We start from the raw sequence: 2,014 nt of genomic DNA on the forward strand, positions 1-2,014 counted from the left end.
GGCGCGCGGAGGACGGGCGCTGGCGGGTCGAGGCGGTGGCCACGGTGCGCGGGCGGTGGCTGCTGCGCCCGGTCGCCGCCGTCGTGCTGCTGCTGGCCGGGGGCCCGTTGCGGCGGGGGTTCCAGGACGCGGTGGAGCGGGCGGCGGAGGGGTGGAACGCAGGGGTGGCCCGGCTGACGGAGCTGGGGCCGGAGGGGGTCCGGGAGGAGCTGGCCCGGCAGGCGAGGGGCTGAGTCAGTCCCAGGCCGCCCCGCCCCGGTCCTCCGCGACCACCATGACGCGCCGCAGCATGTCGTTGAGCAGGGCCCGCTCGTCCGCGTCCAGGACGCCGAGGAGCCGTTCCTCCTCGTGACCGAGGAAGGCCATGGCACCGAGCCAGGTCGACCGGCCCTCGTCCGTCAGCACCACGTCGACGCGGCGCCGGTCCGTGGTGGACGGGGTGCGCCGGACGAAGCCGCGGCGCTCGACCGCGTCCAGCCGGCCGGTGACGGACGCGGGGGCGAGGTCGAGGTCGGCGGCCAGTTCGGACGGGGCCGCCGTGCCGCCGCGGCCGGCCAGCTTGTGCAGGGTCTCGAACTCCTGCCGGTCCAGGTCGAAGTCGATGAGGGACTGCTCGCGCACCCGGCGCAGATGGACGGAGAGCTTCTTCATCCGGGTCACCGCGCCCTCGACATCCGGATCGAGCTCGGGAAGCACGGGTCTCCACCGGTCCACGTGCCCGTCGGTCCAGTCGCGTAGCTCCATGGCGCTCAGCCTACGCGGGCGCCTCCCGGGGGCGGGGGCCTTCCGGAAGCGACATCCTCGTTGACGATACTTCGGTTCCGAAATAGATTGCCGCCCATGGCCCACCCCTTACGGACGCGCTCGTTCCGGCTGCTTTTCATCGGCCGCTCCCTGTCGATGCTGGGCGACTCCGCGATCCCCGCCGCACTCACCCTCGCCGTCTATCTGGCCACCGGCTCGACCGGCGCCCTCGCCCTGGTGCTGGGGTGCGCGATGGTGCCCAAGCTGCTGCTGCTCCCGCTGGGCGGTGTCGTCGGTGACCGCTTCAACGCCCGCACGGTGGCCCTGGCCACCGACCTCGTGCGGTGCGCGACCCAGCTCTTCGTCGGCGCCGAACTCCTCTCCGGCACCCCGGCCCTCTGGCAGATCGCCCTGGCCGAGGCAGTCGGCGGCGCCGCCGGGGCCTTCGCGATGCCGACCTCGTCGCCGCTGGTCCGGGGCACCGTGGACGCGCCGGGCCTGCTGCGCGCCAACTCGCTGATGGCGGTGGCCTCCGGGACCGCGCGGATCGGCGGGCCGGCCGTCGCCGGGGCCCTGATCCTCACCGCCGGGCCGGGCTGGGCCTTCGTGCTGGACGGCGCCAGCTTCGCGGTCAGCGCCGCCCTGTTGTACGTGATCCGGGTGCGCCACGTCCCGATCCCCCGGCGCTCCCTGCTCGGCGACCTCAAGGCGGGCTGGGCCGAGGTCCGCAGCCGCGACTGGTACTGGACGAGCCTGATCGCGCACGCCGTCTGGAACGGCGCGGCGGCCGTCCTGACGACGCTCGGCCCGGCCCTCTTCCTGCACGGCCCCGGCGGCAGGGGGAGCTGGGTCGTGCTGCTCCAGACCGGCGCGGTGGGCCTGCTGGCCGGCTCGCTGGTGGCCGGCCGGGTCCGGCCCCGCCGGGCGGTCCTGGCCGCCAACCTGGCCGGCGCGCTGTACGTGCTGCCGCTGTGCCTGCTGGCCGCGCACGCCCCGGTGGCCGTCTCGCTCACCGCGTACGGGATCGCCATGGCCGGTCTCGGCTTCCTCAACCCGGTCTGGGAGACCGCCGTCCAGTCCGCGATCCCCGCGCACACCCTGGCCCGGGCGACCTCGTACGACTGGCTGCTCTCCTTCGCCGCGATGCCACTCGGTTACACCCTCGCCCCGCTCGCCGCCTCGGCCTGGAACACGGAGACCACGCTCGCCGCGGCCGGGCTGCTGGCGGGCGCCGCCTGTGCGGCCACCGCCGCCGTGCCGGGGGTACGGC

At 75.4% G+C, this 2,014-nt stretch carries 2 protein-coding genes and 1 pseudogene; 2 read left to right on the forward strand and 1 reads right to left on the reverse strand.

Annotated elements, in window-relative coordinates; all coding sequences use genetic code 11:
* Positions 1–233 (forward strand): annotated as a pseudogene (locus G3I41_RS20355) (hypothetical protein); the annotation flags it as partial.
* A gap of 1 nt (position 234) precedes the next feature.
* Here the strand turns inward: G3I41_RS20355 and G3I41_RS20360 are convergent.
* Positions 235–744 carry a MarR family transcriptional regulator gene (locus G3I41_RS20360; protein ID WP_164401819.1) on the reverse strand — a complete coding sequence of 170 codons (510 nt, stop codon included), beginning with the start codon at positions 742–744 and terminating at the stop codon, positions 235–237.
* Positions 745–840: 96 nt separating this feature from the next.
* On the opposite strand from G3I41_RS20360, the gene G3I41_RS20365 reads away from it, so the two are divergent.
* On the forward strand, positions 841–2,014 hold a 1,174-nt coding region (locus tag G3I41_RS20365; protein WP_164401820.1), incomplete at its 3' end, for an MFS transporter.

Origin of the sequence: Streptomyces sp. SID9727, from assembly GCF_010550605.1 — a bacterium.
GTDB lineage: Bacteria > Actinomycetota > Actinomycetes > Streptomycetales > Streptomycetaceae > Streptomyces.